We start from the raw sequence: 23,138 nt of genomic DNA on the forward strand, positions 1-23,138 counted from the left end.
CCGCCGAGAAAACCTGGATGTTCGCCAGTGTCGTAGTTGGCGCTGGCCGGCCTCATGGTGCGCCCGCGTTCTATGGAGGGGCCACGACTCAGCGTGGCATTCCCAGCGAGACTCCCCATGCAAGACAAGAAAATCATTGCAGTCGTCGGCGCCACCGGTGCGCAGGGCGGCGGCCTGGTGCGCGCGATCCTCGATGATCCGGATGGCGGCTTCGCTGCGCGTGCGATCACCCGCGATGTGAATTCCGACAAGGCCAAGGCGCTGGCGGCGCGTGGCGTCGAAGTCGTCGCGGCCGACAGCGACGATGCGGCCAGCCTGGAGCATGCGTTGCAGGGCGCGTACGGCGCCTACTTCGTGACCAACTTCTGGGAACACTTTTCCCCTGAAAAGGAAAAGACGCAGGCGCAGCATCTGGCGCAGGCCGCCAAGGCCGCAGGCATCCGCCATGTGATCTGGTCGACGCTGGAAGACACCCGCAAGCGGGTACCGCTCGACGACGACCGCATGCCGACGCTGATGGGCGAGTACAAGGTTCCGCACTTCGACGCCAAAGGCGAGGCCGACGCGTACTTCATCGAAGCCGGCGTGCCGACGACGTTCCTGCTGACTTCGTTCTACTGGGACAACCTGATCCATTTCGGCATGGGACCGAAGCCCGGCGCCGACGGCGTGCTCGACTTCGTGCTGCCGATGGGAGACGCGAAGCTGCCGGGCATCGCCGCCGAAGACATCGGGCGCAGCGCCTACGGGATCTTCAAGGCCGGCGATACCTACATCGGCAAGACCGTCGGCATTGCCGGCGAAAAATTGACCGGTACGCAGATGGCAGCAGCGCTTGCCGACGCGCTGGGTCGCGAAGTGCGCTACCAGGCCGTGACGCCGGCGCAGTACCGCGCGTTCGGGTTCCCCGGCGCGGAAGACCTCGGCAACATGTTCCAGTACAAGCACGACTTCGAGGCCGAGTTCTGCGGTGCCCGCGATGTTGCGCAGGCACGCGCGCTCAATCCCCGCATGCAGACCTTCGCGCAATGGCTTGCAGACAACAGCCGGCGCATTCCACTGGAAGGCTGAGCCGCACGCGGGGCGGGCAGGTCCGCCGCGCGTATCCTTATCGCTCCACTTCGCGAGGACATCCCATGCGCATGTTGATGTTGGTCGGTCTGGTCGTATTGCTCGCCGCCTGCAAGCCAGCGTCGGACGCGGGGTCCCCAACTCCCGTGACGATCCAGGTGCCGGCGAACATTCCGCCTTCCGCACCTGTCGCCACCGCGCCCGCGTTCGTCGACAAGGTCTGGCGCGTGGAGAAGTCGTCGACGGTGGAGGCAGGCACCATTTACGCCTTCCTTGCCGACGGCACGCTGGTGATCGATGCGCCCAACGGCACGCCGCTGTACGGCAGCTGGCACTACGCCGACGACAAGCTGACGATGACCGAGGAAGGCGCGACCTATCCCACCGACATCCTCAAGCTCGACGCCAGCACGCTCGAGATCCGCAGCAACAATCCGGGCGGTGCGGTCGAGATCGCGCTGGTACGCGTGCCGGATCAGCCCCTGCCCAGGGCGCCGGCGAAATAGCGCTGATTCATTCACAACAGGGCCGGGTCTACAATCCGGCCCCATGTCTCGGCACGCCGCATTCGTCATGGCGGGTCTGCTGGCCCTCGCGGTTCCGGCCGCGCTCGATGCACGCACCGTCTATCGTTGCGTGCGCAATGGCACGGTCAGCCTGTCGACCTCACCCGAGCCCGGTTCGCGTTGCGTGGCCAGGCACTTCGATGACAACGCCGCCAAGGTGCCGAACCTGTGGGGCCAATTGGGCACCGTGAAAGGCACGCTCTACGAACGCCAGCAGGATGGGCGCACCGTGTATGGCACGCGCAAGTTGCCGGGTTCTAAACCGGTGCTGGCTTTTACCGTCGAGACGCCAAAATCCTCGTCGGCGCATGTCGGCCTGGGCAGGATCGGCAAACCGCGGCTCGACATGTTCGCGTGGCAGTTCAAGGCGGCGGCGAAGAAAACCGGTGTCGACGACGCCTGGTTGCGCGCGATCGCGCATGCCGAAAGCGGTTTCGATGCCGCAGCGCTGTCCCCGAAAGGCGCGCAGGGCGTGATGCAGTTGATGCCGGACGTGGTGCGCGAATACGGCGTCGCCAATCCCTATTCGTCGTCGGACTCGATCGATGGCGGTGCCAGGTACCTCAAGGCGTTGATGCGGCACTACAAGGGTGATCTCGAGCTGGTGGCCGCGGCCTACAATGCAGGTATCGGCGCGGTCGCGCACTTCGGCGGTGTGCCGCCGTATGCGGAAACGCAGGTCTACGTGGAAAAAGTGCAGGCGTTGTATGCGCGTTATCGCGCGGCGATGGGACGACCGTTGCGCAGTGCCGAAACCGTGGCCAATGAGCGGCCCACCCAGTCCGTACCGTAGCCATCAGCGAGGAACGACTGATGTACGAACGAGGTTGCAGTCGCGGAGCCATGATTGGCCCGTTCACGGGACAGGCATTCCCTGAAACCGCGGCTAATCAGGAGCCGGCGCCGCGATTAGCCTAACCGCGCCCATCGGGGCCCACTCTCTTTCCGGAATCCGCCATGACCCTTTCCATGTACCAGGCCTCTGCCCCCGTCTTCCTCCGCGCGCTGCACAACCTGCGCGACGTGCTGCAGAAGGGTGAAGCACACGCGACCGACAAGGGCTACGACCCCGGCGTGCTGCTGCAGACACGATTGATACCCGACATGTTCCCGCTGGTGCGGCAGGTGCAGATCGCCACCGACATGGCCAAGAACGGTTGCGCGCGCCTTGCCGGCGTCGACCCGCTGAAATTCGAAGACGACGAAACCACGTTCGCGCAGCTCTACGCCCGCATCGACCGCGCCATCGACTACATCGGCACGTTCAAGCCCGGGCAACTCGACGGCAGCGAGACCCGCGCAGTCTCGTTCATGACCCGCAACAACGGCGAGATGAAGTTCGACGGCCAGTCCTACCTGCTGCACTTCGTCCTGCCCAACCTGTACTTCCATAGCACCGCGGCTTACGCCATCCTGCGCGAGGCGGGCGTGGCGCTGGGCAAGAACGATTTCCTCGGGGCACAGCGCCGGCCGACCTGACGATCATCCACGCACTTGGGGAAGCGCGGGCACATGAATCTCATCAAGCTCCTGCTGTTGGTCGCCATCGCTGGCGGGGGCTACCACTACTGGAAGAAGCACAGCGTCGAGCGCGACCTCGTCGCCGCGACCAGTGAAGGCGGTTTCGTTTCGGTTCCGATGCCGGATGGAATGAGTCCCCATGGTGTGGTCGTGTTCGCACCGGAAAACTGTCCGTCGGACGCCGCGCAACGTGCGTACGCACTGGTCAGCGATCTCGGCAGCCGTGGCGTGCCGGTCTCCCGTGCCGACGCAGCGAGTTTCGACAATCTGCCGGATGCCGCCACTGCGGAGCGGGTCAGGACGGTGATGAGTGGCCAGGTGCCGATCGTGTTCGTCAACGGCAAGGCCAAGTCCAATCCGAGCCTGGAAGAAGTCGTGTCCGAATACCGGCGCCGCAAATCAAGCTGAAGCATTTGCGGCATACGTTGCCGCCTCACCGGCTACAACCATCAGGAAACGCCATGTCACGCATCCTTATCCTTGCACTTGCCTGCCTGTTGCCGCGCCTGGTCCTGGCGGAAACCGTGGTGCCGCTGTCGATCGGTGGCACCGAGGTTCGCCTGGCGATCGATGACGGCTATGTGCGCGCGAGCGAGAAGGCACCGGCTGCGCATGCCACAGCGTCCGCAGCATTGCCGCCGCCGCTGCGCCTGGTCGAAGCCTTCATCAGTGAGGATGACCTCAAGCGCATGGTGACCGGGCAGCCGCTGCAGCAGACTTATCTGCAGGTGCAGAGCCTGCGCGACGCAGAGGGTGTGACCTTCAGTGAAAACGAGTGGCAGGAGTTGCTCCCAACCATCGCCGAGCAGTTGGGTGCGCTCGACATGAACGCGATCGCCACCTCGAGCGAGGCAGGCGCGAACAAGCGCATGAGCGAAAGCGCGGGGGCCAGAATCGACGTGAACTTCGGTGATATCGGCAAGCCGGTGCTGTATGGCGACCGGGCGCGTTCCTTGCGTTTTACCGTGCTAATGCCCATCACCGTCCAGGTGGCAGGCACATCCAAGCAGCTGTTGCTGGAAGCCGCAGGCGCGGTGACGCTTCTGCGCGGCAAGATGCTGTACGTCTACGCCTATCGTCCCCATCAACCTGGCGATGACACGACCCGCGTGCGTGCCGCGCTGGATCGTTTCGTCGATCGTGCCGAGACGTTGAACGCGGAGCCAGCGAAATAACCCACGGCCATGCTGCCCTCCATCGATATCACCTGTCCCTACTGCGGTGAAATCATCACCATCCTCGTCGACGATTCCGCCGGCGACCAGGACTACATCGAGGATTGCCAGGTCTGCTGCCGTCCGATCGTGATCGCGGTGCGGTTCGACGATGACGGTGTGCCGCAGGTGAGCGCTTCGGCTGAAGACGACGCCTGAAATCCCAATGCAGGCTGCAAACGCTAAGCCGTGTTGAAGGCGGCGTGAAGCGTTCGTTTGTTACGCGAAAACTCAGTGCAGATACAGCTGTCGAGGCGAATGCTCCCGGTGCTCCGCGTACTGCGGTGCAATTCGACAGTCAGGAGGAGACCCCCATGAACGCACGAGTACGTACGCTTCTGGCGATGGCATTGGGTGCTGTGATGTTTGCGCCGACGGCCATCGCGCAGGTCAAGACCGATGTCGCCGGCCAGGCGACTGTGCAAACCACTGCGCCAACCTTGCCGACGCAGGCCACTGATCGCGCCACGGATGCAGTGGACAGCGCGGTGCAGAAAAAAGACCAGGTGACCGATCCCAAGGATCAGGCCGACGCGCCGATGACGAAGACCGAAGCGACAAAACCGATGCCGCCGACATCGCAAGGTGCGCAACACGCCGCGCCGCATTCGGATGTCGTGCAGCGCGACCTGTGGGCGCGCCTGGATACTGACTCCGATGGTCAGATCAGCGCGACCGAAGCCGATGCCGACACCGCGTTCGATACCGATTTCGCAGCGATGGACAGCAACGGCGACACCTTCGTCAGCGACACCGAGTACCGCACGTTCGCGAAGGCGGACACGGCGCAGGGCGCCACCGACGCCGCTGGGCATTCGGCGGTCGTGACGCGTTCGACCTGGGCGCGGCTCGACGTCAACCATGATGGCCGCATCAGCGCGACCGAGGCGGACGTCGACACCAGCTTCGACACCGCGTTTACGGCCATGGACAGCGATGGCGATGGTTTCGTCACCGATGCCGAATACCGTGCACATGCCAAGGCGCAGCTGAAGCCGTAATCATTACTGTGCGATCCGTATAGGAGGGCGCTGATCAGGCGCCCTCCTTCTGTCGGTAGCGTTGCTAGACACGCGCCAGCTACTCATTGCGGACAGGTCTTCAACATCGCCAGCGCTGCCTTGACGTTGGTGTCTGCAACCGTATCGCGCAGCGTCGCGGTGAGCGGATAGAAGGCCTGCTGGATGCCGCCGCCCGGGCAAGCGCCGCGTTCCGGTGACGAGTACTCCTCGATCAGCGTCGAGAACGTGTCGCCGTCCTTGTACAGCCAGTCGTTGCTGTCGCCGTAGACCATGTAGTGCGGGACCGAGCAGCCATCGACCGTGCCGGTAGTGGCGTAGTCGTCCTGGACGTCGGTGTAGCTGGCGGCGGTCGCCATCGCCTTGGTCAGGTCGTCGGAAGGAGCGACGTCGGGCGCATCGAGGTCGGTGCTGGGCGGCACCGCGACATGCCCCATCGGATGTCCGACCACGCCCCCGTAGCTGTGCCACGACAGCGCGCAGCCCAGGCCGTCGACTTCTTCCTTCAGCCTGGTTGCGAACTGACTATGCGCGAGTCCACGCACGGCCTGCGTTTCGACTTCGGAGAACGGCTGCGGGCCAGGGTAGGTGTCCAGATCCGGCACCAGGTTGCCGGTGGCGGTATCGACGCCGCTCGAGCCCATGTCAGGCAGGGTCATGCGCTGCGCCTGGGTGAATGTGCTTGGGTGCGCAAAGCCGTAGTTGCGGTTGAGGTCGGTGCCGCAGCGCTTTTGCCCCTCGGTCAGGCGCGTGTTCTTGCGCCAGTCGACCTGGTTGGCCACCGCGCGGTCGTAACCGTTGGGGTTGACGACCGGGATCACCCAGACTTCGCGCGTGTCCACCAACTTTTTGATCTGGTTGTCGGTGCTGTAGCCATCGGTCAATGCGTGCAGCAAGCGCAGGGTCTGGTAACCGGTGATCAGTTCGCGCGCGTGGTGCACGCCGAAGAAGGCGACTTCCGGTTCTGGATCGTTCTGCTGCGGATTGGCCGAGACCTTGACCGCGTAGATCTTGCGTCCGGGGAGCCGCTTGCCGTCGCAGTTGTCGATGGTTTGTCCCGTCCAGTAGAACAGCCGCACCAGGAACGGGCCCGAACTGCCGTCGAACGCCGCGGCGAGCTTGAACAGCTCCTGCTCGATCTCGGCATAGGTCTGGTAGATGCCAGGCGAATTGTGCGGATTGGACAGCGCACGCTGCATCAGGGCGGCCGAAGGCTGGAGACCTTGCTTCGTCAGCGGTGCGGTCACGTCCGGGTACGGCAACTGTCCTGCGAGTTCGCTCGGGAATGCACCACCTTTGCGGATCTGCAGCAGCGCTTCGCCCATCGCCGGGCTGTAGGTGGTGCCCATCAGGTCGGCGAGCGGTCCTTTCAGGGGCGGGCCGACGGGCGACTGGTCGGAAGAATAGGCGAGGAAGTCACTGATGCCGTCATCGTTGCTGTCGACTTTGCGCGGTGACGAGCCGAGGCGTTTCTCGAGTTCGTCACCGAGGCCGTCGAAGTCTGCGTCCTCGGTCTTCACGCGCGGGTCGTAGCCGAAGTATTCGTTCAGTACTTCGTCGAAGTCGCTCCAGCCGTCACCATCGCTGTCGGCCATAGTGGGATCCGTGCCGAGCGCGGTTTCGTGCGTGTCAGTCAGGCCGTCGCGATCGCGATCTGTATCCGGTTTGATGATGTCGTAGCCGAAACCGGCGAATCGGTCCTCGTAGCCGTCGGCATAACCATCCTGGTCGCTGTCTGGTTGTTCGGGATTACTGCCGTAGACACGTTCACGGTCGTCGGTGACGCCATCCTTGTCGCGGTCAGAGCCTGGGGTCTCGGTGGTTCCGGCATCGGTGGCGATCGTGCCCCATGCCGTCGATGACAACGGCCTGGTGGGTAGCGGTGCACAACCGCTGCCGACCAGGACGCCGGCCACCAGGAGCAACGCCAGGTGGGGATGACCCGGTTTCGATCGCACCATGGCGAATCCATGTGTGCGCAGCGACGGTGATGGGGGATGCGATTTCATGGTGGTGTCCTTACGTTGGGTGAAGTCCGTGGATGGGCTGTTCGCCCAGAACATCGTGGCGCGGCCTGCGCGCTCTCCGCTTGCGCGCTCGCCTGCGGCAACTCGCACTTCATGCAACGGCAGTGCTTCGGCGCAACGGCCAGCGTGGAGGCGTGCCCTTTTGCTCTCAGGTGAGTGTTAGTGGCGCATGCAGCGATGCGGCCGCTGTTGTGCGGCCACTGCGTTAACTCGCAATGCGCGGAGCCGCAACTAAGGACGACACGCAAGACAACCAGGAGAGAGTGCGATGCCAAACCCGAACGCGATCCTTGCCAACATCACCAGGATCGATCCCCCACTCGACAAACCGGCTGCCGAACTGCTGCGCGGCAGCGAGCGCGGACTCGACATCGAATTCGCCAATGCCCGCCGCGCACACCTCGATCCAGCGGATCCGCGCTCGGCAGGCTTCGCCGACATCCTCGAAACGTTGCGCCGCGACAAACGCCTGGTATACGTCGAAGTCGATCCGGCCAACGACGCGATCACGCGCCTGCTGATCCCCAAAGTCACCCGCGTCGTTGCCATTGGTCCGCCAACAGCCGATGGCATCGCGGTGGAGCTGGCGTATTCGCATGCACGTCACCTGCTCAGGCGCGACCACCCTGACTTCGAGGCACTGGATGAAGCGTTGCGCGCCGCGCACGCCAAGCGCCTGCGCGCGATCGTGGTCGAAGACGAAGCACACCGGATCCTCGAGCTGCGGTTCATGCCGGGACCGGACGATGGTCCGATTCCGGACCTGCCGCCGTTTCCGGAACGCTTGAACTGGTTCGAACGGTTCTGGCGCTGGCGTTGGTGGCCGTGGTGGTGGTTCGGCTGCGTGTCGGCGGCGAAAGCACAGCAGATGTTCGACCTGGTCAGCGCGACCTCATGCAATCCCCTGACGGTGCCGCCGCCGTGCATCCCTTTTCTGTATCCGGATGACGGTTGCTGGGCGCGTGCGCACGAGATGTGTCGATTGATGATCGATGCGGGCGTCACGCCGCGGAAGTTGTGGATCGTCGGCAGCCTCCACGTCAGCACCAAGAACAATCCCTACTGCGAGGTCTGGTGGGGCTGGCATGTCGCGCCGACGTTGTGCGTGCGCAAATGGCGATGGTGGTGGTGGTGGGCGAGCGAAAAGATGGTGATCGACCCGGCGTTGTTCACTGGGCCTGTATCCGCGGCGACATGGAAGAGCGTGCAGGGCGATCCGAATGCGGCGTTGTATCCACACGACGCTTCGGTCTATTACCGCTGGTCCGCCAACAACCTCGAAACCGATCCGACCTACAGCAAGACGTGGGGGTACTTGGAGGACTATCGGCTGTACCTCAAGAACCGCTCGCTGCAATTGGGGCCGCCGCCCTACGCGAATTGCCCGTAGCGGGAACGTAAAAGAAGAGGGCGCCAATCTGGCGCCCTCCTACTTGCACGCTTACGTTACCTGGAGGCGTCATCGTCCTCGCGACGCGGGCTGGGCTGACTGACCTGCCGATCCTGCGAAAGTGGTGGCATGAGTCGCATTCATTCATGTGTGCGTGGTGTTCACGACACCCGTTCGACATCACATTCCGGCCCGCGCTTAGCGCAACTCATGCGTGCTGTGGTTAAGGCCATGTATGCAAGGCGATTGCGGGGTTGCCTCGATTCAGACAAACGCGGGCATGGTTGCGACGTGCGGCATTCACCGCGCGCTCCACATTCCCCCATGGAGGAAACACCGAATGAAGAACCAGAAGTCCCTCGTCGCTGCCCTCGCACTCGGCGCAACCCTTGCCATGCCGCTCGCTTTCGCCCAGAGCAGCAATGCCAACGCTTCGGCGCAGCCCGACGCCGCCGCGCAAGCCGCGACACCGGCCACGCCCGCAACGCCGGCCACGCCTGCAACGCCTGCCACCGAAGGCACCGCTGCCACTGCGGCTACGCCAGCGACCCCGGCCACGCCCGCCACTCCGGTCAAGAAGAGTTGGTCGGAACTCGATGTCGACCAGAACGGCAACCTCAGCGTTAGCGAAGCGCAGCCGGTCAACAGCTTGTCGAAAGTGTTCGTGCAGGCCGATGCCAACGCCGATGGCCAGTTGAGCCCCGACGAGTACAAGGCTTACCTCGCCTCCAGCGGCAAGGGCAAGTCCGGCTCCGGCGGCTGATGTCGCAGAGTTGATCGCAACCTCCGGATTCCGGCCGGCGTCATGCCGGCCGGCGTCCATCATGTGCGTGCGCGAGCACGCTTCACTTGCTAGAGAAAACGCCATGAAGACGCTCCCCAATGCTTCCCTCGCGTTGTTCGCGTTCGCGACGTTGTTGCTTGCATCCTGCGCCAGCACTGCCGACACCGATACTTCGGCAGCGGCCGAAGCCAGCGCGCCGGCTGCCGATGCCTCGGCTTCGACCTCCGCTTCGAGCACCACCGAGGCTTCGGCCACCCCGTCCGACACGTCGACGCCCGCGCCCGCAGATGGCGCCAGTACGGAAACGCCGCCGAGCACGCCGTAAGCGATCCGTTCGTATAACAACCAAGGTTGTGGCACGAAGGGCGGCGCAAGTCGCCCTTCGTTATTGCGGCAGTTACACTTCCGCCATGCATACGGACATCCGACTGGTCGGCTTCGACGGCGACGACACCCTGTGGCGCAGCGAGGATTACTACCACGCTGCGCAGGACGACTTCGAACGCATCCTGCAGGGCTACGTCGACCTGCACGACGCCCGTACCCATGAGCGCCTGTACGCCGTCGAGATGCGCAACCTGGCGCTGTTCGGCTACGGTGTGAAAAGCATGACGCTGTCGATGGTGGAGGCGGCGGTGGAGATCACCGAGGCGCGCATCAGCGCCGCCGACCTGCATCGCATCGTCGAACTGGGCAAGGCGCTGCTGCAGCATCCGGTGGAGCTGCTGCCGGGCATCCGCTCGGCCGTGGAGGCCATCGGTGCCGAGCACGAGATCGTGCTGATCACCAAGGGCGACCTGTTCCACCAGGAAGCGAAGGTGAAGCAATCGGGCCTGGCCGACCTGTTCCATCGCATCGAGATCGTCAGCGAAAAGGACGCGTCGACCTATGCGCGGGTGTTGCGCGAATTCGACCTGTCGGCATCGCAGTTCGCGATGATCGGCAACTCGCTGCGTTCCGACATCGCCCCGGTACTCGAGCTCGGTGGTTGGGGTATCCACATGCCCTACCACGTGACCTGGGCGCACGAGAACGAGGCCGACGTCGCCGCCGACGCGCCGCGCCTGCGCACGGTGGCCACGGCCACTGAATTGCCGGCGGCATTGCGGACGATTGCGGTCGCCGCGCTGGCAGCCAGCTAGCGACGGTCACGTATCGCGTTTAGGCTATTTGGCATGACCCGGGGAGACAGTCGATGCACAAGTGGATCGTCGCCGCGTTGTGCGCGGCCATGTGGGTGACGCCAGTCCTGGCGGAAGTGTCCAGGAAAGCCGACGCGCCGAATGTCCCTGCCAAGCAGGAAGCGCCGACCTGGCCGCTGCCGTGGAAACCTGGCGCCAAGCTCGTTTACGACGAGCGCAGCGAAAGCGTCGAGCGCAGCGACGGCAAGGTCGAACGCATGGCGTCGACATCGACCGCGACGATTTCGGTGCCCCGCGTCGATGGCGACGGCGTCGTCCAGCGCTGGCAGTGGAGCGATATCCACTACACCTTCGAAAACATCGACGCCGCCACCGAAGCCGCCGCGCGCGGCCTCGCCGATGCGCTCGCCAACATGCCGCTCGACGTGCGCCTTGACAAGGACGGCAATTTCGCCGCCGTCCTCAACACTGCCGACTTCCGGCCAGTGATTCGCGAGCACATGGGCAAGGCTTTCCGCGCAGGGATGGCCAAGGCGGCCGCCGACGCCAAGGAGAAGCCCGATCCGGAATTGATGGCCAAGCTCGATGCCCAGCTGGCGCCGATGCTCGACATGATGAGCAGCGAGGCGTTCGTCACGACGTTGTTGTCGAAGGAGCCGCAAGCATTCAACTTCATGGGCGCCGGCGGCGTCGCCTTGAACGAAGAATTCGAATACGACGACCAAGGCCAGAATCCTGCCGGCGGCGAACCGATCCCGATGATCGGCAGACTCAAGGTCTCGCGATCGCAGCAGAAGGGTTTCGTTGAAGTGCATTGGACGCTGGACATGGATCCCGAGCAGGCTGCCGCGGTCATCGGTGATGTCGCGCAGAAGATGCTGGGCGACAAAGCCGCAGCGGACGACAAGGCGGCCATCAGCAAGGTCGTGCCCAGGACGGTGGACATCGGCACCGACACCACCTTCCTGATCGACACCGCTACCGGCATCGTGCATCGCATGGTGCGCATCGAGCGCAAGAACATCGGTGACAAGCAGGAAACTGAAAGCACCACGCTGACCCTGCGCAAGCAGGCCGGCGGCTGAACGATAAATTTACCGACCGCAACGCCGGCCGGGCCATCCCGGTTTGGTTAAAAACCGGTTCACCGGCGCGGTCGCATCGTTCGCTCAAGCCCGCAATGGTGCGGGTGAGTAGGAGAGAACGATGACTATCCTGTCTCGCTGGCTTGCCCCTGCCGTGCTCGCGGCGGGTCTCGGCTTCGGTGCGATGGCCCCGGCGCCCGCGCAGGCGCAGGACGACACGTTGACTCGCGTGCTGGTTGATATCGCCGACGTGGTGCTGCGCGGCGGCGTGCCGTATTACCGCTATGGCGATTACGGCTACGACGATCGTCTGATCGTACAGCGCGACCGCTACGGCCGCCTCGTCTATTACCGCATGGTGCCGCGTTACCAGAGCGATTACCGTGCCGGTCCGCCGTATGGCAACGCCTACGGCTACTGGAACAATGGTCCGGGCAACCGCAAGGTGAAGTGCAACAAGCACGGCAAGTGCAAAGTGACCTATTACGATCCGCGTTACGATCGCCGCGACTATTACGATCGCTACTATGACGATCGTTATTCCCGTTACGACCGCAACGACCGCTACTGGGACGGTCGCCGCTGGCGCGATCGCGACGACGATGACGATGACGATTGATCGCTAGCGCATGCGTGGTCTGACGGCGCCGGTGTCCCCGGCGCCGTCGTCATGCCGGAGTACCGCGGACGGTGCTAGCCTCCGCGCATTCGTTTACAGGGCTTCTTCAAGGAGAGCGTGATGACCCGATTCGGTTCCCTTCTGGTCGCAGCCGTATTGTTGGCCGCCAGTGGCGCAGCGCAGGCGCGCGGCACGGTGGATTGCAAGCTGCGGTTCTCGATGTCCGGCTGGTCGGTGTTCTACAAGACTGCATCCGGTGAAGGCACTGTCAGCTGCAGCAACGGACAACGCATGGCAGTGCGGATCAGCGCCAAGGGCGGCGGCCTGAGCTTCGGCAAGTCACGAATCGAGAACGGTACCGGCGAGTTCTCCGGTGTCCACGATATCCACGACGTACTCGGTACCTATGCCACCGCCGAGGCGCATGCCGGCGCATCGAAGTCGGCCAAGGCGCAGGCGATGACCAAGGGCGAGGTGTCGTTGGCGCTGGCCGGCAAGGGAAAAGGCTGGGATATCGGCGTCGCGTTCGGCAAGTTCGTGATCGAGGCGCGTTGACAGGTTCCTAGTCGCTGCGATGCTGGTGGTCCTCGACTACCGGCGCCGTTTGCATGGTCTGGGCCATGTCGCGCTGCAGGCGTTGCGCCACCCAGCCGATACCGCCGACATATGCCACGGTGGCCACCACGATCGCCACGAGCACGATCAGCCAATGGCGGCGTATCCAGGTCCGATCAGGGGCAGGTAATGTGTCCATATCGATGCCGTGTCATGGATAGGGAACGTAGTGGGGCACCGGTCACGGCCGCGTGTATGCCCGTTCTCACTTGACCGTCACCAGCCCCGGCTCGCGCTGAACGTGCCGAACCGAGCTGTCGGGACTGTGACGCGGTTTCAGAACCCATTCATCGGGCGCACCGACACTATGAACGTCCAACACAGCAGGGGATCCATATGCACCGCAAGTTGAGAATCTTCGCGCTGGCCGCCGCGCTTGCAGCTGCAACCGGCGCCGTTGCCGCCCAGGACTTCACAGTGGGCTGGAGCCCACGCACCGGTGACGTCTGGATCGACACCTGGGCCGGCGACATGAACCGCTACGGTTCGCGCTACCGCGACCCCTTCATCGACGAAATGGTCCGCTACCACGGCGCGCCGCGCCCGCTGGTGGTCGAACTGCTGGAACAACGCCGCTGGGCGCCGGGCGACGTTTACCTCGCCTGCTCCATTGCTTCGATCATCGGCCGGCCCTGCCGTTACGTGGTTGACGAATTCGACCGTGATCGCGGCCAGGGCTGGGGCGTGATCGCCAAGCGCATGGGCATCAAGCCGGGTTCGGCCGAGTTCCATCGTCTCAAGCGCGGCTTCGTGCCGACCTACGACCGCTGGGGACGCCCGATCACCCTCGATGTCGAACTCGAGCGCGCCTACCCGGGCCGCGGCAAGGGCGGCAACAAGGGCAGCGGCCATGGCAAGAGCGCCGCACGGGTCGATCACAGCGACCATGGCGGTGGTAAAGCGCAGCACTCGGGCGGCAAACCCGACCACGCCGGCGGCTCGGGCAAGACTGGGAAAGGCAAGGCCAGCAGCGACAAGGGCGGCCAAGGCAAAGGCAAGAAGGGCGGCAAGGGCAACGGCAAGGGCTGATGCCTGCTTCCGAACGCGTAACGCATCGCGGCGGCTGTCATTGCCGCCGCGTGCGTTTTGAGGTCGAGGCCCCGGCGCAGATCGAGGCGCTCGACTGCAATTGCTCGATCTGCCGCATGACCGGCTTCCTGCACCTGATCGTGCCGGCCGCGCGCTTCCGCCTGCTGTCCGGCGCCGACGACCTGGTCGAATACACCTTCAACACCGGTGCCGCCAAACACCGTTTCTGCCGCCACTGCGGCATCAAGAGTTTCTACATCCCGCGCAGCCATCCCGATGGGGTGGACGTCAACGTGCGCTGTCTCGATGAAGGCACTGTCACGCGGTTGACGATCATCCCGTTCGACGACAACGACCGCGAAGCGTCGACCGCGGCGCTGGCGCATCTGTCGCACGACTAGTCGCGCACCGCGCCGTATCATGGGCGCATGTCGAATCCGAACATCCGCATCGTCGACTACGCGCCGCGATGGCGCAGCGACTTCGCCCGCCTCAACATCGAATGGCTCGAGCGCTGGTTCGTGGTCGAACCGATCGATCGTGTCGTCCTGTCCGATCCGGAGGCCCACATCCTCGCCGCCGGCGGCCGTGTGCTGTTCGCGATCGACGGCGACGACCATGCCGTCGGCACCGTCGCGCTCAAGCACGAAGGTGGCGGCGTCTACGAACTGACTAAGATGGCGGTCGAACCGGCACATCAGGGCGCGGGCATCGGTCGCCTGCTAATGCTGGGAGCGCTGGATGCCTATCGCACGCTTAATGGGCGCGAGTTGTTCCTCGAATCCAGCAGCAAGCTCGCTCCCGCGCTGAAACTGTACGAGAGCGTCGGCTTCCGCCATCACCCCGCGCCGCGACCGGGCTCGCACTACGCCCGCGCCGACGTCTACATGGTGTGGGAACCAGACTGATCGGCCGCAACGCTACACGCCCGTACAATGTGCGAGTGCCGAACGTACCTGCCATTCCCGCCGAAGCCCTGCGCCTGTCCGTCGCCCCGATGATGGATTGGACCGATACGCATTGCCGCGTTTTCCATCGTCTGCTGGCGCCGCACGCGCGGCTGTATACGGAAATGGTCCATGCGAATGCGGTGATCCATGGTGACCGCAATCATCTGCTGGCACTGGACCCGGTTGAACATCCTGTCGCGTTGCAGCTGGGTGGCAGCGAACCGGCATTGCTGGCGCAGGCGGCACGCATCGGCGAGGAACACGGCTTCGATGAGATCAACCTCAATTGCGGGTGTCCATCCGATCGCGTGCAGGCGGGCCGTTTTGGTGCATGCCTGATGCGCGAACCAGCGCTTGTTGCCGACAGCGTTGCGGCGATGATCGCTGCGTGCAACGTACCGGTGACGGTGAAGTGCCGGCTTGGTGTTGATGACGATCATGACTACGATCGTTTCCGGCACTTTGTCGACAGCATCGCCGAAGCGGGTTGCCGGATGTTCGTGGTCCATGCGCGCAACGCCTGGCTCAAGGGCCTGTCGCCGAAGGAGAACCGCGAAGTGCCGCCGCTGCGCTACGACTGGGCGTGGCGGCTCAAGCGCGAACGCCCGGAACTGCGCGTGATCGTCAACGGCGGCATCGCGACGCGCGACGAAGCCACTCAGCATCTGGAACACGCCGACGGCGCCATGCTCGGCCGCGCCGCGTACCACGATCCGTACCTGCTGCACCGGCTCGATGTCGACTGGTTCGGTGGCGAGTTGCAGACGCGTGCCGACCTGCTGCGCACCTTGCGGCCGCATGTCGAAACATGGCTGGCCCAGGGCATCGCGCTCAAGCACATCACCCGGCATGTGCTCGGCCTGTTCCATGGCGAGCGTGGCGGCCGTGCGTTCCGCCAGGTGCTGAGCGAAGGCGCGCACAAGCCTGGCGCCGACTGGGCGCTGGTCGAGCGCGCCTTGTCGATGACACAGTTCGAGCCGGAGGCGCGCGCCGACGCCGCATGATCACGCACGACACTGAATCCTTCCTCGCGCATGCACGCAGCCTTGCGCCCGACTTCGGCCCGGCCACCGCGCGCGCGGCGTTCCTGGTCGCGCCCGACGGCTTCGCCCTGGCCGAGCAATCCGCGGCCGACAATCGCTACATGGCCGATGCGCATGCCTTCGATGCGGACCGCGCCGCGCAGCAGCATCGTGAACTGCACAGCGCGTTGTCCGGGATCGTGCCGACGATCTGTTTCGCCGGCGATCCCGCCACCCCGGATGCGCTGTTCCCCAACAATGCCTTCGGCACCACCGCCGGCCGCTACGTCGTCGGCCGCATGCGCCACCCGGTGCGCCAGCGCGAAGCGACGCGTGCAGACATCCGCGGTTTTTTCGGCGGCGTGCTCGACTACGCCGAGATCGACTTGTCCACGCAGCCCCATCCTTGCGAGTTGACTGGGGCGCTGGTGATCGATCGCGCCCGTGGCATCGGCTTGTGCGGTCTGTCCGAACGTTGCGATGAGGCGGGCGCACGGCTGATGCACGAAGCCTTCGGCCTGCGCGCGACGCTGCTGTTCGATCTTGCCGCGGGCGAATACCACACCAACGTGGTGCTGGCCGTGCTGGCCGGGCGGGCCGTGTTGATCTGCCCGCAGGGGTTCGCCGATCCGGCTGTCGTCGACGCGATCGCCGCGTTGTACGCACCGCATGCGGTGCTGCTGTCGCCGGAGGAGCATGCCGCCTTCGCCGGCAATTCGATTGCGCTATCGGCAGACGCGGTGTGGATGAGCGCCACCGCCCAACGGATGCTGACCGATGCCAGTCGCGCGGCGCTCGCTGCGGCGGGCTTCGCCGTGCGCGGCGTCGAACTCGATGCGATCGAGGCCGGTGGTGGCTCGCTTCGCTGTTGCGTGGGTGAGATTTTTTGACGTCGCTAACGTCGCCACGGCTGAACCGCGGCCATCGTGTGAAGAAAAAGTTCAGACCGGATTCACCGCCACATTCCAAGAATGCGTCCCATCGCCGGTACCATTCGGCGCACTGCAGTCCTTAGGATTTTCTGCCCATGCCGCTGTCCCGTGCCCTGCGTTCGTTGTCGTTGCTCGCCATCCTGGCGGGAGCGAGCGCGTCCGCGTGGGCGTTGCCGCAGCCCCAGGGGCGTGGTCCGGAGCAGCAGCGTGGGCGCGGCGATCAGGGTCAGAGCCAGCCGCGCGGCCACGAACGTCGCGACGACCAGAGCGCATTGTCCGATGCGGTCCGTCGCGCCGAGCGCGCCACCCGTGGCCAGGTCCTGAGCGCCGAACGCGTCCAGTTCGACGGCCGTGACGTCAATCGCGTCAAGGTCGTCGACGATCGTGGCCGGGTACGGGTGTACTGGGACGATCCCCAGGCCAAGGACGACGACGGGCCCGCCAACAACCGCGGCGACCGCCGGCGTACACGCGACGAAGACGACGACAGCGACTAAGCTGAACAGCCTCCGGCCATGACTGGCCGCCCTGCAGACGGAGTCTCCATGCGCATTCTGCTCGTCGAAGACGAAGCCCCGCTTCGCGAAACCCTGTCCGCGCGCCTGAAGCGCGAGGGCTTCGCGGTCGATGCCGCCCAGGACGGGGAGGAAGGCCTGTACATGGGCCGCGAGGTGCCATTCGACCTCGGCATCATCGACCTTGGCCTGCCCAAGATGTCGGGCATGGAACTCATCAAGGCCTTGCGCGACGAAGGCAAGCAGTTCCCGGTCTTGATCCTGACCGCGCGTTCGAGCTGGCAGGACAAGGTGGAAGGGCTGAAACAGGGCGCCGACGACTATCTCGTGAAGCCCTTTCACGTCGAGGAACTGCTGGCGCGGATCAACGCCCTGGTACGCCGTGCCGCTGGTTGGAGCAAGCCGACCCTCGAATGCGGCCCGGTAGTGCTCGATCTCGCCGCGCAGACCGTGACCGTCAACGGCAGCAACGTCGATCTCACCAGCTACGAGTACAAGGTGCTCGAGTACCTGATGATGCACGCGGGCGAGCTGGTCTCGAAAGCCGACCTCACCGAGCACATCTACCAGCAGGATTTCGACCGCGATTCCAACGTGCTCGAAGTCTTCATCGGCCGCTTGCGCAAGAAGCTCGATCCCGACGGCGAACTCAAGCCGATTGAGACCGTGCGTGGCCGCGGCTATCGTTTCGCCATCGCCCGCACCGGCGAGGGCTGATGCCGCCGCGTGCGACGCGGTCCAACCGGGGATAGGGGACGTGCTGATCAGAGGCAGGCATGGGGCCTGAGCGCAGGTCGCTGCGGGGTTGGCGTTCGCGTTCGCTGCAATCGCGGCAATTGCTTGCGGCCAGCCTGGGCCTGATCGCGTTCCTCGCGCTCGCCGGCTACGCGCTCGATCGGGCCTTCATCGAAACCGCAGAGAACAGCCTGCGCCAGCGACTGGAGAGCTATGCGCTGGACTACGTCAAGCGCGTCGACTTCCTCCGCGATGGCTCGCTGTACGTGCCGGAGGTTTCGCCCGAACCGCGTTTCGATCGTCCCGGCAGCGGCTTGTACGCCGAAATCGTGTTGCCCAACGATCATTGGGACTCGCCTTCGGCGCAAGGGCCGCGGTTACCCGAAGGCGCGATGCTCGAGCCGAAAGAGGATCGCTTCGAAGGCCCGTTGCCGATCACCCAGATCGACAACAGCCCGAGCGAGATCTATCGCTACGGCATCGGCGTGGTGTGGGCCCCCGAAGAAGGCGGTCCGCAAGCGGAATTCCCATACACCGTGTATGTGTCCGAGGACACCGGCGGGTTGTCCGCGCAGGTCCGTGTGTTCCGGCGCGCGCTGTGGGGTTACCTCGGCGGCGCCGGGCTGGTGCTGTTGCTGCTGCAGGCGCTGATCCTGCGTTGGAGCCTGTGGCCACTACGGCAGGTGATCGTCGAGCTCAAGCGCGTGCAGCGCGGCGTGCTGGCGCGGATGAGCGCACGCCACCCGCGCGAGCTGGAACCGCTGACCGAAAGCATCAATGCCTTGATCGAGAGCGAACGCGAGAACCTGGATCGCCAGCGCAATACGCTCGCAGATCTCGCGCACAGCTTGAAAACGCCGCTGGCCGTGCTGCGCGCGCGCCTCGACGCGCACGCATCGGAAGACGAATTGCGTGCCGACGTCGCCGTGCAGCTGCGGCGCATGAGTGACATGGTGTCGTATCAACTCGCACGCGCGGCATCCAGTGGCCACAAGTTGTTCGCCGCGCCGATCGAAGTCGAGCCGCATGCCGAGCAGATCGTGCGGGGGCTGGAGACGATGTATGCGGGTAAGGGCGTGCTGTGTGAGTTCGAAGTCGACGTCTCGGCGCGTTTCCACGGTGAGCTTGGCGACCTGCAGGAACTGCTTGGCAATTTGCTCGAGAACGCCTTCAAGTGGGCACGCTCGCGCGTGCTGTTGACGGTGACCGCCGGCGAGACCGCGCCCAACCGCCGTCCCGGCCTGTTGATCGCCGTCGACGACGATGGTCCGGGCGTACCTGCCGACCGCGTCGCGCAACTGCTGCAACGCGGCGTACGTGGCGATGAACGCGTGCAAGGGCACGGCATTGGCCTGGCGATCGTGCAGGACATCGTGCGTGGCTATCGCGGTGACCTGGAAGTCACGCGTTCCGAGGAACTCGGCGGTGCACGCTTTGAAGTGCGGTTGCCGCCTGGGTTGTGAACCCGTCATCCCTGCGTTGGCGGGGATTCAGTAACTTTGCTCTTGCCGTCATCCCGGCGGCTTTCAACAGCCGAATGGCTGGTCAAGCCGGGATCGATTTTGACTTTGCCCCTTATCGCTTTAAGTCAAAGGCATTCCGCTGCTGCGCATCGGGTCACTTTTCTTTGCTGGCCCAAAGAAAAGTAACCAAAAGAAATGGCCTCCTCGCAAGAGCACAGCACGCGGCGTGGAGGCTGCGGAGATTTTTCGACTCGGCATCCTGCCTCGGTCGAAAAACGGCGCACGTCCTGTGCGCCGCCCTCCGGGTTGTGCAGATACGCGGCGTGTCATTTTCAATAAAAGATTATGCGTGCAGCTCACTGCAACGGCGAAACCCCATAGAACCGTTCCAGATGGCTAGCCACCATAGGCATCGCCTCCCGCAGCAACCGCGGGTCGCTGAAGTGGTACTCGCTGCACACCGCGAAGAACTCTTCCGGTGCTTCCGCGGCATAGCCATCGATCGCAGTCTCGCGCCCGGCATCGACTTCGCGTGCCAGCGTGTCGTAAGCGAGTTGGAAATCGCGCGCCCATTCGCGTTGCCAGGCGCGTGGCAACGGAGGTGTGCCATCGAGGGCGCCGTCGAGGGCGTCGAGTTTGTGCGCGATCTCGTGCACGGCGACGCAGAACCCTTCGCGCGGTGCGGCCAGGTCGGCTTCGATATCCGCCCACGACAGGATCACCGGACCGCTCTCCCAGGCTTCGCCGATCAGTTCGTCGTCCCATTCGTGCAGCACGCCAGCGGCATCGACGTGGCTGCGGTTCACGCGGAATGCGTCGGGATAGACGATCAGTTGCGACCAGCCGCGCAGGCCTTCGTTGCCGAACTCGAGCAAGGGCAGGCAGCACAGCGCGGCGAGTTGCACGCGTTGGGTGTCATCGAGCGATAGACCGGCGACCGGGGTGATCGTTTTCGCCGCGAGGAAGCGGCTCGCGAGCGCATGCAGGCGCGTGTCGCGCTCGTGATCGAGTGCGGCGACCCACGGCACACGCTCGCGCGCGGCGCGCCAGAGGTCGTGATCGATGGGCGGGGCGCTGCGCTGGAAGCGTTGCAACAGTCGACGCAAGCGCAGCTGTATTCCGTGTATCAGGCGCTCCGCGTATTAGCGGAACATCCCCGGCAGGAAACTGTGCCAACGCGGTGCCTGCATGCGTGGACTGCCTTCGCTGTCGCCACCGCCGCCGCGAGCGGCCGGCTTGCTGGCTTTCCGCGATGCCGCCGGGACCGGTGTCGCGGCGCGTGCCTTGGTGCTGCGGGTGTCTGCTGCAGCGACCGCTGCCGCGATTTCCGGGCAGCCGCTATTGTCGTCGTTGGAACCATGCATGGGCGCGCGTGCAGCAACAGAGGTGCTGGCGCAGAGCAGCAACAGGCAGAGGACGATACGGGGCATGGCGGCAATCCTGGTCGCGTGGGGCGCGGACCGTGGGGCACGGCTCGCGGACTATACCGTGGATGCGTGACAGGCGCAGAAGGTTGCATGCTGCATCGCAGCAGGTGTCGTGGCCCAGCCATAATCGCGTTATGGCCAGCCCGTCCACTGCCGTCGACAGCCCCCCTCCGCACCCGCTGGACGACCGCGACCTGCTGGCCCGCCTGGCCACGGGGCCGGCCACCGGCGATGCGCTGGCCCAGGCGGCCGGGCTCACCCGTGCCGCGGTCTGGAAGCGGATCGACGCCCTGCGTGCGGCCGGTGTGGAAATAGACGCCCGGCCCGGGCGCGGCTACATCCTGCGGTATCCATTGGAACTCCTTGATGCCGAGGCGATCCGTGCCCGACTGCCGGCGATCGCCGCCGCGCAGCTGGCGACCCTTGAAGTGGCGTGGAACCTCGATTCGACCAATAGCGAACTGCTGCGCCGCAGCACTTCATCGCGCGGGGTCGACGTGCTGCTGGCCGAGCGCCAGACCGGCGGTCGCGGTCGTCGCGGGCGCGCGTGGGCTTCGCCGCTGGCAGCGCACCTGTACCTGTCGCTGGCGCGGCAATTTTCCGGCGGCCTGGCGCGGCTGGGCGGACTCAGCCTGGTCGCGGGCATCGCCACGGCGGAAACGCTGCGCTCTCTGGGCTTCGATGGCGTGCAACTGAAATGGCCGAACGATCTGGTCGTCAACGACAGTGCCGGCTTGCGCAAGCTCGGCGGCTTGCTGATCGAAGGTGGCGGCGAACATGCCGGACCGGTGCGGGCGGTGATCGGACTGGGTTTGAACGTGCGGATGCCGGAGGCGTTTGCTGTGCAGGTCACCCAACCATGGGTCGACCTCGCCGCGCTCTCGCGGCCACCGCCTTCGCGCAACGTGCTCACCGCGGCTTTGCTGACACAACTGTTGCCGGCACTCGAACAGTTCGATCGCGATGGCTTGGCGCCGTTCCTGCCGCGTTACGCCGCACTCGATGTGCTTGCTGCGCGCGCAGTGACGATGCATTCACCTGCAGGCGAACGACACGGTGTCGCGCTCGGCATCGCGGCTGACGGCGCATTGCGCGTGCGCCTGGACATGCCTGATGGAAGCGCCGGCGAAGAAAGCACGTTCCATTCCGGCGAAGTCAGCGTGCGCGCACGCAATATGCTTGTGGGCGACGACATGCTTGTAGCGGGCATCCTTGTAAAGGACAGGCTTGAGGACACGGGGGGCTGATGAGCAACTGGCTGTTCGACCTCGGCAACACCCGGCTCAAGTGCGCACCCCTGCATGCCGATGGCAGTGTCGGCGAAGTGGTAGCGCTCGCGCACGAGGCCCCTGACCTGGCGGCCGAGCTCGCCCGCGCACTGCCGGCGCGAGGCGTGGTCGCTTACGTTGCCAGCGTCGCGGCGACGGAACGGAAGCTCAAGCTGCTCGATGCGCTGACGCAGCGGTTCGAGCGCATCGCCATTGCCCGCACCACGCGGACCTTCGCCGGGCTGCGCATTGCCTACGCCAATCCGGACAAGCTCGGCGTCGACCGTTTCCTCGCCATGCTCGGCGCACTCGCGCGAAAGGATGGACCGTGGCTGCTGGCTGGCGTCGGCACGGCGCTGACCATCGACCTGCTCGATCGCGACGGGACCCATCGTGGTGGCCGCATCGCCCCGTCGCCGGCATTGATGCGCGAAGCACTGCACGAGCGTGCCGCGCAATTACCGGCGACAGGCGGGGACTACGTCGAATTCGCTGGCGATACCGAGACCGCGCTCGCCTCCGGTTGCGAAGGGGCGGCGCTGGCATTGATCGAACGCAGCCTGCGCGAAGCGACCACGCAGCTCGCAGGTCCACCCAAATTGCTGCTGCACGGCGGCGGTGCCGCGCCGTTGCTCGCGCACCTGCCCGCGGCCGACTTTGAACCGCGGCTGGTGCTGGAAGGCCTCGCGCGCTGGGCGCGGGTCGAAGCGGCGTAACGCGCAACGACGCACGGATACCGATTGG

General features: G+C 64.9%; 29 protein-coding genes. 25 read left to right on the forward strand and 4 right to left on the reverse strand.

Annotated elements, in window-relative coordinates; genetic code table 11:
* Window positions 1-117: 117 nt before the first annotated feature.
* The 8 genes from MO486_RS06255 to MO486_RS06290 all read left to right on the forward strand — a co-directional run bounded on the left by MO486_RS06255 (window position 118) and on the right by MO486_RS06290 (window position 5,373).
* On the forward strand, window positions 118-1,071 hold the full coding sequence (locus MO486_RS06255) for an NmrA/HSCARG family protein (RefSeq protein ID WP_242905379.1): 954 nt from the start codon (window positions 118-120) through the stop codon (window positions 1,069-1,071).
* A gap of 65 nt (window positions 1,072-1,136) precedes the next feature.
* Complete coding sequence (locus tag MO486_RS06260; RefSeq protein WP_242905380.1) at window positions 1,137-1,577, forward strand: hypothetical protein; 441 nt, start codon at window positions 1,137-1,139, stop codon at window positions 1,575-1,577.
* Between the two features lie 67 nt (window positions 1,578-1,644).
* Complete coding sequence (locus MO486_RS06265; RefSeq protein ID WP_242905952.1) at window positions 1,645-2,430, forward strand: lytic transglycosylase domain-containing protein; 786 nt, start codon at window positions 1,645-1,647, stop codon at window positions 2,428-2,430.
* A gap of 164 nt (window positions 2,431-2,594) precedes the next feature.
* Complete coding sequence (locus tag MO486_RS06270) at window positions 2,595-3,116, forward strand: DUF1993 domain-containing protein (RefSeq protein ID WP_242905381.1); 522 nt, start codon at window positions 2,595-2,597, stop codon at window positions 3,114-3,116.
* Between the two features lie 33 nt (window positions 3,117-3,149).
* Window positions 3,150-3,566 (forward strand): hypothetical protein, encoded by a 417-nt coding sequence (locus MO486_RS06275; RefSeq protein ID WP_242905382.1) that lies wholly within the window; start codon window positions 3,150-3,152, stop codon window positions 3,564-3,566.
* A 53-nt stretch (window positions 3,567-3,619) separates the two neighbouring features.
* Window positions 3,620-4,333 carry a hypothetical protein gene (locus tag MO486_RS06280; RefSeq protein ID WP_242905384.1) on the forward strand — a complete coding sequence of 238 codons (714 nt, stop codon included), beginning with the start codon at window positions 3,620-3,622 and terminating at the stop codon, window positions 4,331-4,333.
* Window positions 4,334-4,342: 9 nt separating this feature from the next.
* Window positions 4,343-4,531 (forward strand): CPXCG motif-containing cysteine-rich protein, encoded by a 189-nt coding sequence (locus tag MO486_RS06285; RefSeq protein WP_242905385.1) that lies wholly within the window; start codon window positions 4,343-4,345, stop codon window positions 4,529-4,531.
* Window positions 4,532-4,686: 155 nt separating this feature from the next.
* Complete coding sequence (locus MO486_RS06290; RefSeq protein ID WP_242905386.1) at window positions 4,687-5,373, forward strand: hypothetical protein; 687 nt, start codon at window positions 4,687-4,689, stop codon at window positions 5,371-5,373.
* Window positions 5,374-5,456: 83 nt separating this feature from the next.
* Here MO486_RS06290 and MO486_RS06295 read toward each other — a convergent pair whose 3' ends face one another.
* Complete coding sequence (locus tag MO486_RS06295; RefSeq protein ID WP_242905387.1) at window positions 5,457-7,400, reverse strand: M14 family zinc carboxypeptidase; 1,944 nt, start codon at window positions 7,398-7,400, stop codon at window positions 5,457-5,459.
* A 286-nt stretch (window positions 7,401-7,686) separates the two neighbouring features.
* On the opposite strand from MO486_RS06295, the gene MO486_RS06300 reads away from it, so the two are divergent.
* From MO486_RS06300 to MO486_RS06330, 7 genes are all read left to right on the forward strand, one after another.
* Window positions 7,687-8,808, forward strand: coding sequence for a protein-glutamine glutaminase family protein (locus tag MO486_RS06300; RefSeq protein ID WP_242905388.1), 1,122 nt, complete (start codon window positions 7,687-7,689; stop codon window positions 8,806-8,808).
* 340 nt (window positions 8,809-9,148) lie between these two features.
* Window positions 9,149-9,571: an EF-hand domain-containing protein gene (locus MO486_RS06305; RefSeq protein WP_242905389.1), complete on the forward strand. Its 423-nt coding sequence runs from the start codon at window positions 9,149-9,151 to the stop codon at window positions 9,569-9,571.
* A 103-nt stretch (window positions 9,572-9,674) separates the two neighbouring features.
* The gene (locus MO486_RS06310; RefSeq protein ID WP_242905390.1) at window positions 9,675-9,917 is read left to right on the forward strand and encodes a hypothetical protein; all 243 of its coding nucleotides are present in this window, start codon (window positions 9,675-9,677) and stop codon (window positions 9,915-9,917) included.
* Between the two features lie 85 nt (window positions 9,918-10,002).
* On the forward strand, window positions 10,003-10,734 hold the full coding sequence (locus tag MO486_RS06315; RefSeq protein WP_242905391.1) for an HAD family hydrolase: 732 nt from the start codon (window positions 10,003-10,005) through the stop codon (window positions 10,732-10,734).
* 53 nt (window positions 10,735-10,787) lie between these two features.
* Window positions 10,788-11,819 (forward strand): hypothetical protein, encoded by a 1,032-nt coding sequence (locus tag MO486_RS06320; RefSeq protein ID WP_242905392.1) that lies wholly within the window; start codon window positions 10,788-10,790, stop codon window positions 11,817-11,819.
* A gap of 121 nt (window positions 11,820-11,940) precedes the next feature.
* Window positions 11,941-12,438, forward strand: coding sequence for a hypothetical protein (locus MO486_RS06325; protein ID WP_242905393.1), 498 nt, complete (start codon window positions 11,941-11,943; stop codon window positions 12,436-12,438).
* A 120-nt stretch (window positions 12,439-12,558) separates the two neighbouring features.
* A complete protein-coding gene (locus tag MO486_RS06330) occupies window positions 12,559-12,993 on the forward strand; it encodes a hypothetical protein (RefSeq protein ID WP_242905394.1) in 435 nt (144 codons plus the stop codon).
* Window positions 12,994-13,000: 7 nt separating this feature from the next.
* On the opposite strand, the gene MO486_RS06335 is transcribed toward MO486_RS06330, so the two are convergent.
* Entirely contained in the window at window positions 13,001-13,192 is a 192-nt protein-coding gene (locus tag MO486_RS06335; protein WP_242905395.1) for a hypothetical protein, read from the reverse strand.
* A 197-nt stretch (window positions 13,193-13,389) separates the two neighbouring features.
* On the opposite strand from MO486_RS06335, the gene MO486_RS06340 reads away from it, so the two are divergent.
* The 8 genes from MO486_RS06340 (at window position 13,390) to MO486_RS06375 (ending at window position 19,699) form a co-directional block, all read left to right on the forward strand.
* Window positions 13,390-14,082, forward strand: coding sequence for a hypothetical protein (locus MO486_RS06340; protein ID WP_242905396.1), 693 nt, complete (start codon window positions 13,390-13,392; stop codon window positions 14,080-14,082).
* Window positions 14,082-14,483 carry a GFA family protein gene (locus tag MO486_RS06345; protein ID WP_242905398.1) on the forward strand — a complete coding sequence of 134 codons (402 nt, stop codon included), beginning with the start codon at window positions 14,082-14,084 and terminating at the stop codon, window positions 14,481-14,483. The genes MO486_RS06340 and MO486_RS06345 overlap by 1 nt, the downstream gene beginning before the upstream one ends.
* Before the next feature lie 27 nt (window positions 14,484-14,510).
* A complete protein-coding gene (locus MO486_RS06350; protein WP_242905400.1) occupies window positions 14,511-14,990 on the forward strand; it encodes a GNAT family N-acetyltransferase in 480 nt (159 codons plus the stop codon).
* Window positions 14,991-15,025: 35 nt separating this feature from the next.
* Window positions 15,026-16,036 carry a tRNA dihydrouridine(20/20a) synthase DusA gene (gene dusA, locus MO486_RS06355; protein ID WP_345779199.1) on the forward strand — a complete coding sequence of 337 codons (1,011 nt, stop codon included), beginning with the start codon at window positions 15,026-15,028 and terminating at the stop codon, window positions 16,034-16,036.
* Entirely contained in the window at window positions 16,033-16,944 is a 912-nt protein-coding gene (locus tag MO486_RS06360; RefSeq protein ID WP_242905402.1) for an arginine deiminase-related protein, read from the forward strand. Before dusA ends, MO486_RS06360 begins: the two co-directional genes overlap by 4 nt.
* Before the next feature lie 137 nt (window positions 16,945-17,081).
* Window positions 17,082-17,483, forward strand: coding sequence for a hypothetical protein (locus MO486_RS06365; RefSeq protein ID WP_242905404.1), 402 nt, complete (start codon window positions 17,082-17,084; stop codon window positions 17,481-17,483).
* 48 nt (window positions 17,484-17,531) lie between these two features.
* Window positions 17,532-18,218, forward strand: coding sequence for a response regulator transcription factor (locus MO486_RS06370; RefSeq protein ID WP_242905407.1), 687 nt, complete (start codon window positions 17,532-17,534; stop codon window positions 18,216-18,218).
* Window positions 18,219-18,322: 104 nt separating this feature from the next.
* The gene (locus MO486_RS06375; RefSeq protein ID WP_242905956.1) at window positions 18,323-19,699 is read left to right on the forward strand and encodes a sensor histidine kinase; all 1,377 of its coding nucleotides are present in this window, start codon (window positions 18,323-18,325) and stop codon (window positions 19,697-19,699) included.
* A 356-nt stretch (window positions 19,700-20,055) separates the two neighbouring features.
* Here the strand turns inward: MO486_RS06375 and MO486_RS06380 are convergent, their stop codons facing one another.
* Both MO486_RS06380 and MO486_RS06385 read right to left on the reverse strand, forming a co-directional pair.
* A complete protein-coding gene (locus MO486_RS06380; RefSeq protein ID WP_242905957.1) occupies window positions 20,056-20,796 on the reverse strand; it encodes a M90 family metallopeptidase in 741 nt (246 codons plus the stop codon).
* Window positions 20,797-20,841: 45 nt separating this feature from the next.
* A complete protein-coding gene (locus MO486_RS06385; protein WP_242905408.1) occupies window positions 20,842-21,129 on the reverse strand; it encodes a hypothetical protein in 288 nt (95 codons plus the stop codon).
* 176 nt (window positions 21,130-21,305) lie between these two features.
* Here MO486_RS06385 and birA point away from each other — a divergent pair, with 176 nt between their 5' ends.
* Window positions 21,306-22,373 (forward strand): bifunctional biotin--[acetyl-CoA-carboxylase] ligase/biotin operon repressor BirA, encoded by a 1,068-nt coding sequence (gene birA, locus MO486_RS06390; protein ID WP_242905959.1) that lies wholly within the window; start codon window positions 21,306-21,308, stop codon window positions 22,371-22,373.
* Entirely contained in the window at window positions 22,373-23,110 is a 738-nt protein-coding gene (locus MO486_RS06395) for a type III pantothenate kinase (protein ID WP_242905409.1), read from the forward strand. Before birA ends, MO486_RS06395 begins: the two co-directional genes overlap by 1 nt.
* The last annotated feature ends 28 nt before the right edge of the window (window positions 23,111-23,138 follow it).

Origin of the sequence: Lysobacter sp. CFH 32150, assembly GCF_022758295.1 — a bacterium.
In the GTDB taxonomy this organism is placed as follows: Bacteria; Pseudomonadota; Gammaproteobacteria; order Xanthomonadales; family Xanthomonadaceae; genus CFH-32150.

Coding starts and splice junctions, on each gene's coding strand:
- MO486_RS06255 (WP_242905379.1), top strand. CDS start 118: ATGCAAGACAAGAAAATCATTGCAGTCGTCGGCGCCACCGGTGCGCAG.
- MO486_RS06260 (WP_242905380.1), top strand. CDS start 1,137: ATGCGCATGTTGATGTTGGTCGGTCTGGTCGTATTGCTCGCCGCCTGC.
- MO486_RS06265 (WP_242905952.1), top strand. CDS start 1,645: ATGGCGGGTCTGCTGGCCCTCGCGGTTCCGGCCGCGCTCGATGCACGC.
- MO486_RS06270 (WP_242905381.1), top strand. CDS start 2,595: ATGACCCTTTCCATGTACCAGGCCTCTGCCCCCGTCTTCCTCCGCGCG.
- MO486_RS06275 (WP_242905382.1), top strand. CDS start 3,150: ATGAATCTCATCAAGCTCCTGCTGTTGGTCGCCATCGCTGGCGGGGGC.
- MO486_RS06280 (WP_242905384.1), top strand. CDS start 3,620: ATGTCACGCATCCTTATCCTTGCACTTGCCTGCCTGTTGCCGCGCCTG.
- MO486_RS06285 (WP_242905385.1), top strand. CDS start 4,343: ATGCTGCCCTCCATCGATATCACCTGTCCCTACTGCGGTGAAATCATC.
- MO486_RS06290 (WP_242905386.1), top strand. CDS start 4,687: ATGAACGCACGAGTACGTACGCTTCTGGCGATGGCATTGGGTGCTGTG.
- MO486_RS06295 (WP_242905387.1), bottom strand. CDS start 7,400: ATGAAATCGCATCCCCCATCACCGTCGCTGCGCACACATGGATTCGCC.
- MO486_RS06300 (WP_242905388.1), top strand. CDS start 7,687: ATGCCAAACCCGAACGCGATCCTTGCCAACATCACCAGGATCGATCCC.
- MO486_RS06305 (WP_242905389.1), top strand. CDS start 9,149: ATGAAGAACCAGAAGTCCCTCGTCGCTGCCCTCGCACTCGGCGCAACC.
- MO486_RS06310 (WP_242905390.1), top strand. CDS start 9,675: ATGAAGACGCTCCCCAATGCTTCCCTCGCGTTGTTCGCGTTCGCGACG.
- MO486_RS06315 (WP_242905391.1), top strand. CDS start 10,003: ATGCATACGGACATCCGACTGGTCGGCTTCGACGGCGACGACACCCTG.
- MO486_RS06320 (WP_242905392.1), top strand. CDS start 10,788: ATGCACAAGTGGATCGTCGCCGCGTTGTGCGCGGCCATGTGGGTGACG.
- MO486_RS06325 (WP_242905393.1), top strand. CDS start 11,941: ATGACTATCCTGTCTCGCTGGCTTGCCCCTGCCGTGCTCGCGGCGGGT.
- MO486_RS06330 (WP_242905394.1), top strand. CDS start 12,559: ATGACCCGATTCGGTTCCCTTCTGGTCGCAGCCGTATTGTTGGCCGCC.
- MO486_RS06335 (WP_242905395.1), bottom strand. CDS start 13,192: ATGGACACATTACCTGCCCCTGATCGGACCTGGATACGCCGCCATTGG.
- MO486_RS06340 (WP_242905396.1), top strand. CDS start 13,390: ATGCACCGCAAGTTGAGAATCTTCGCGCTGGCCGCCGCGCTTGCAGCT.
- MO486_RS06345 (WP_242905398.1), top strand. CDS start 14,082: ATGCCTGCTTCCGAACGCGTAACGCATCGCGGCGGCTGTCATTGCCGC.
- MO486_RS06350 (WP_242905400.1), top strand. CDS start 14,511: ATGTCGAATCCGAACATCCGCATCGTCGACTACGCGCCGCGATGGCGC.
- MO486_RS06360 (WP_242905402.1), top strand. CDS start 16,033: ATGATCACGCACGACACTGAATCCTTCCTCGCGCATGCACGCAGCCTT.
- MO486_RS06365 (WP_242905404.1), top strand. CDS start 17,082: ATGCCGCTGTCCCGTGCCCTGCGTTCGTTGTCGTTGCTCGCCATCCTG.
- MO486_RS06370 (WP_242905407.1), top strand. CDS start 17,532: ATGCGCATTCTGCTCGTCGAAGACGAAGCCCCGCTTCGCGAAACCCTG.
- MO486_RS06385 (WP_242905408.1), bottom strand. CDS start 21,129: ATGCCCCGTATCGTCCTCTGCCTGTTGCTGCTCTGCGCCAGCACCTCT.
- MO486_RS06395 (WP_242905409.1), top strand. CDS start 22,373: ATGAGCAACTGGCTGTTCGACCTCGGCAACACCCGGCTCAAGTGCGCA.